Origin of the sequence: Nocardiopsis sp. LDBS1602 (assembly GCF_035818715.1) — a bacterium.
Classification (GTDB): Bacteria; Actinomycetota; Actinomycetes; order Streptosporangiales; family Streptosporangiaceae; genus Nocardiopsis; species Nocardiopsis alba.
This window is the reverse complement of record NZ_JAYLVW010000002.1, coordinates 1-5,288: the sequence shown is the minus strand read 5'-3', so window position 1 is coordinate 5,288 and position 5,288 is coordinate 1. Positions and strand designations below refer to the sequence as shown.

Here is a 5,288-nt window from a genome sequence, read left to right as displayed (position 1 = left end):
TCGGCCAACGCAGACTCCAGAACGCCGACCTCCAGCCCCGGGCCGAAACGCACCACCACCGGAACGTTGTAGGTCGAACCCGCCCCTTCGAGACGGTTCACGAACCACAGCCGTCGCTGCGCATAGGAAAGGGGGGTCACGGTTACTCCTTCTCAAGGGTGGGGGTTCACCGCCGATGGGGCGGGCCTGAGGGGCCGTGAGGGGGCGGGGACGGGCCCGATCCCTCACGGCCGGGTTCGAACCGGCGGGCTCCGCGGGGGGAACCCGCTCAGACCTCGGACTCGATGACCGAGGCCAGGTCCCGCAGTCGCGGGTTCTCGTAAACGGCCTTGAGCGGGATCCTCACGCCCAGGCGCGCCTTGACCTGGGACACGAGCTTGATGGCCAGAAGCGAGTGCCCACCGAGCCGGAAGAAGTCGTCCTCCGCCGCGATCCTGGAGACGCCCAGGACCCTGGCCCATACCTCCGCGATCAGCCGTTCCACCGAGGTCAGGTCGGAGTCGAAGGCCTCCTCCCCGGTCTCCTCGGTCGGCTCGGGGTCCGGCAGCGCGGCCCGATCGAGCTTTCCGCTGGGGGTCCGGGGGAACTCCGCGAGCTCCACGTAGGAGGCGGGCTCCATGTAGCCGGGGAGTTCGGCCCTCGCGAGTTCACGCAGTCCCTGCTCCAGCCCGTCCTTCCGGGTCCGGTAGTAGGCGACCAGCCCCGGACCTCCGGACAGTTCGCGCAGGTCGACCACGACCTCGGCGACACCGGGGTGGGATCCGAGGACGCCCTCGATCTCTCCGGGCTCGATACGGAAACCGCGCAGCTTGACCTGACGGTCGCTCCGGCCCAGATATTCGAGCCGTCCGTCCTCACGAAGGCGGGCGAGGTCGCCTGTGCGGTACATGCGCGAACCGTCGACGGCCATCGGGTCCGGGACGAAGCGCTCCGCGGTCAGGACGGGGGCCCGACGGTAACCACGGGCCACCCTGTGTCCGGCCAGGTGGATCTCGCCCGTCTCGCCCTCGGCGACGGGACGCAACCTCTGATCCAGCAGACGCAGTTCGAGCCCCGGAAGGACCGTGCCGATGTGCGGTTCGCCGTCGGAGTCCATCCATCCGGCGGTCGCGTCCACGGTGCACTCGGTGGGCCCGTAGAGGTTGACGGCGCGAAGGTGCCCTTTCTCCACCAAGGCGTTCACCCGCCGCCAGAAGGGTCGGCCGATCGGTTCCCCTCCGATCAACAGGGTCAGCGGTCCGGCGGCGCGATCGGCCCCCAGGAGACCCTCCAGATGGTCGAGCAGCGGCTCGGCGTGGGAGGGGGTGATGTCCAGGTCGGTCAGCGCCTGCCCATCGATCAGTTCGGCCATGGCCGCCGGGTCGGAACGGGTCTCCTCGTCGAAGGTGACGACGGTGTCGCCTCTGCACAGACGGACCCATTGCTGCACCGAGGCGTCGAAGGACGCGGAGGCGTTCCAGCCGACCCGCCCTCCCGGAGGGCCGACGATGTTCTCGTTCTCCAGGTCCTCCAGAAGGGCGGAGACCGAGCCTCGGCCGACCTCGACGCCCTTGGGCAGACCGGTGGAGCCGGAGGTGTAGATGACGTAGGCGAGGTCGTTCGCGCCGACCGCCGCGGGAAGGAAGGGCTCCCGTCCGGCTTCGATGTCGGTGCTCGCGGGAACGATCGCGCAGACGGGGACGGCGTCGGCGACCTCCTCGACCTTTCGGGCGCAACCGTCGTGTGCGCCGTCCACGGACGCGCAGGGCACGATCGCCAGGTCCGCCGCGGCGTCCTCCAACAGATGGCGGCGGCGCTCGACGGGCAGGGCGGGGTCGACGGGCAGGTAGGCGGCTCCGGCCGTCAGGGTGCCGATAAGTCCCAGCACCAGATCGGTGCCGCGGGGCAGGCACAGCGCCACGACGCGTTCGCGTCCGATACCCCGTTCGGAGAGGGCACGGGCGACGTGCGCGGCGCCCTCTCTGAGCCGGTCGAAGGTGAGGACGCGTTCCCCCTCGACCACGGCCTCACGATCACCGGGGACCTCGGCGAGCCTCTCCAGAAGGTCACGGGCGGTCCCCCGCGTGACCGTGGGTTCGAGTGTCTCGGACCGCGTGGTCATTCCGCGTCTCCGTTCCGGCTCACCGTGGTGGAGGGGGCCGCGGTGGGAGCGCACTCGTCGAGCGGCACCGGGTTCCCCATCGCGACGAGGATCTTGCGATCACCTTCGAAGGCCTCACGGCCGTGGGCGTTGAGGATGTTGTCGACCAGGAGCAGGTCGCCCTTCCGGTACGTCTCCCTGCGGGTGACCCGGGCGTAGGCCTCGTTGAGGGCTCCGGCCTCCTCCTCGGTCAGCGGGGTGCCATCGCCGACGAAGGTCTCGAAGGGCAGGCCGTCCTCGCCGTAGGTGTCCAGGAGTACATCGCGGACGTCCTCCTCCAGGGACCAGCGGCTCCAGAAGGCCGCGTGGTTGAACCAGACCCTCTCCCCCGTCCGGGGGTGGGTGATGATCGCCGACCTGCGCTGGCGGGTACGCAGGGTCTCCTCGTCGAGCCACTCGCAACCGATGACGTTCTCGGCGCAATAGGCCTCGACCTCGGCGGGGGACTCCGTCGCGAAGCTGGTCTGCCAGGGGAGGCCGGCCAGGGCCGAATAGTTGCGCACCAACAGCCAGCCGTGCTCCTCGAACCGACGACGCAGGTCCTCGGGGATCAGGGCCAGTGCCTCACGCATGTCACCGACGGTCGTCGCCCCGCCCTTCTCCGGAGCGACGACGCAGCAGAACAGCAGTGCGCCCGGGAAGTCGAGCGTGTAGCTGTTCTCGTTGTGCAGGCGGATGGGCTGGATCGCGGGCAGGTCGGTGGACGAGAAGACCCCGCCGCCGAAGTCCGTACGCGGCGTCGCCTTCTCCTTGTAGGCGGCGGGCCGGGGCAACAGGACATCGCGCACCCTGGCGAAGGCCTCGGCGTCCTCGACGGGGAGGCCTCTGACCAGGACACTTCCCGATTCGGTGAGCTCTTTGGAGATGGCCTCGCCTTCCTCCTCCAAGCGCCGCACCGCCTCGTCCATGTTCCGGACGCCGGGAATCTCGATGATCGAGGGTTTGCCCGCCTCACGGCGCAGGGTGACCTTCTCGGTTGCGAACGTCATTCTCTCTCCATTCTTCGAACGGACGATCCGCCCGTTCTCATTACGATCTCTTTTCTCCCCGAGTTCGTTTTCAGGAAGTGATGGTGACGGAGACGTCTTCTATGACCGAGCCGACGATCTCCATGAAACGGGCCATGTTCTCCTCGTTCTCATCGAAGTAGAAATGGCCGCCGGGCAGGGTTTCGATGAGGGTCTCGCCCTCGGTGACCTCACGCCATTCCACGAGGTCGCCCACCGGGACGATCGGGTCCGATACGCCGCCCACGATCGTCAGTGGTCCACGCAGGGTGCGAGCGGCGCCCGGCCTCCGGTAGACGTCGTCGATACCGAAGTCGGCGCGGATCGAAGGCAGGATGATCTCCCACATCTCGGGTTCGTCGAGGATCTCGTGCTCGGTACCGCCTCGGGCCTTGATCGCCGCCACCAGCTCCTCGTCACTCAGCGTTTCGGGCAGGACGGGGCTGGGGTTGGGCAGGAAGGGCGCACGGCAGGCCGAACCGATCAGTGCCCGAGGTGGCCGTCCGACCCGGGTGAGGCCGAGGGCGACCTCGTAGGCCACCAGGGTCCCCATGCTGTGCCCGAGGACGACCAGGTCCCGCCCATCATCGGCGAGCAGGGAGACGATGGGGGCGACGAGGTCGTCCACGCTCTCGGGCAGGTCGTCGGTGAACCGGGAGCCCCGGCCCGGGTACTGGGCGATGAGCAGGCCCACGTCCTCGGGGAGTCGGTTCTCCCATTGGGCGTAGTAGTGGGCGTTCCCCCCTGCGTGGGGCAGGATCAGCAGGGAGAGGCCGCCGGAGGCGGAACCGCGCCGCAGCTCCCAGAGGACCTCACTCGCATTCGGGTCGCTCGCGAATTCCATTATCCCGTCCCCTTTCATTTCGCCACCACAGGCCGATGTGAACCATCGAAGGTGATTCCCGTACCCTGCCGAGGCCCAGAATCGCCGTACTTTTCGAATAACAGAAAGATATCCCCGCCCCCTCTTCGGACAGGGCAGGAAGCGACGGCAAGGATGCGGCAGTTCCGAGACGCGATTTCTGCCTCATGGCGTGTCGTCCCCGCCCCGAACGACGAGGCGGCCGGAGCCTCGCGAGGCTCCGGCCGCCGGAGAGGACCGGGCTGGTCAGCCCCCGATTTCCATGCCCGCCCGAGTGCGGCGGCGCAGTGTGGGCCTGGGCCTGCTCACGGGCACACGATCGAGGCGTTCCGCCAGCCGGGCCGGTTCGGGCGCGCGGAAGACGTCCTCCAGGGAGACCTCCTGGTCCAGGGCCGAGCGCACTCGTGCGACGAGCCGGGTGGCGAGCAGCGAGTGTCCGCCCAGGTCGAAGAACGAGTCGTCGATCCCCACCCGCTCCAGACCCAGGACCTCGGCGAACAGTCGGCAGAGGATCTCCTCTCGGGGGCCGCGGGGACCGCGCCCGGAAGAGGACGGACCATGTTCCGGAACCGGGAGGGCACGCCTGTCCAGCTTGCCGTTGGCCGTCAGGGGAAGCCGGTCCAGCACCACCACCGCCGAAGGCACCATGTACTCCGGCAGAAGCTCCGTGAGCGCCGCGCGAATCCCGACCCCATCGGGTTCCGTCCCGGAGACACCGACGACGTAGGCCACCAAGACCAGAGTCCCCGACCGGTCCTCACGCGGTACGACGGCGGCTTGAGCGACCCCCGACAGGGAGGTGAGAACGACCTCGACCTCGCCCGGCTCCACCCGAAAGCCCCGCACCTTGACCTGATCATCGACCCTGCCGACGTACTCCAGGTCACCCGAGGAGGTCCACCGCGCCAGGTCCCCGGTACGGTACATCCTCTCGCCGGAACCACCGAAGGGGTTCGGCACGAACCGCTCCGCCGTCAGATCCGCACGGTTCAGATACCCCAGAGCCAACGTCGCACCACCGATGTACAGCTCACCCGGCACACCCACCGGCACAGGACGCAGACGCCCATCGAGGACATAGGTTCCGGACCCCTTGACGGGTCGGCCGATCGGCACCGAGGGGCGATCCTCCATGAGGGCTTCGATCTCGTAGGTGGTGGTGAAGCCCATGTTCTCCGCCGGACCATAGCCATTGACGATCCGCACCCCCGGATGCTCGACCAAAGCCCTGGCCACATGAGCGACCGAAGCCGCCTCACCCGCCGTCATAGCCGTGCGC

4 protein-coding genes are annotated in these 5,288 nt (G+C 68.6%); all 4 read right to left on the bottom strand.

Going from position 1 to position 5,288, the window contains the following annotated elements; all coding sequences use genetic code 11:
* Positions 1-268: 268 nt before the first annotated feature.
* On the bottom strand, positions 269-2,101 hold the full coding sequence (locus tag U9J66_RS08120; RefSeq protein WP_326337427.1) for a non-ribosomal peptide synthetase: 1,833 nt from the start codon (positions 2,099-2,101) through the stop codon (positions 269-271).
* Entirely contained in the window at positions 2,098-3,129 is a 1,032-nt protein-coding gene (locus U9J66_RS08115; RefSeq protein ID WP_161110806.1) for a TauD/TfdA family dioxygenase, read from the bottom strand. Before U9J66_RS08115 ends, U9J66_RS08120 begins: the two co-directional genes overlap by 4 nt.
* Positions 3,130-3,199: 70 nt before the next feature.
* A complete protein-coding gene (locus U9J66_RS08110; RefSeq protein WP_014909963.1) occupies positions 3,200-3,991 on the bottom strand; it encodes a thioesterase II family protein in 792 nt (263 codons plus the stop codon).
* Between the two features lie 264 nt (positions 3,992-4,255).
* A partial coding sequence (locus tag U9J66_RS08105) for a non-ribosomal peptide synthetase (protein ID WP_326337426.1) occupies positions 4,256-5,288 on the bottom strand: 1,033 nt, incomplete at its 5' end.

Bases quoted from the DNA above. Each gene is read 5' to 3' on its own strand.
- U9J66_RS08120 (WP_326337427.1), bottom strand. From the start codon at position 2,101: ATGACCACGCGGTCCGAGACACTCGAACCCACGGTCACGCGGGGGACC.
- U9J66_RS08115 (WP_161110806.1), bottom strand. From the start codon at position 3,129: ATGACGTTCGCAACCGAGAAGGTCACCCTGCGCCGTGAGGCGGGCAAA.
- U9J66_RS08110 (WP_014909963.1), bottom strand. From the start codon at position 3,991: ATGGAATTCGCGAGCGACCCGAATGCGAGTGAGGTCCTCTGGGAGCTG.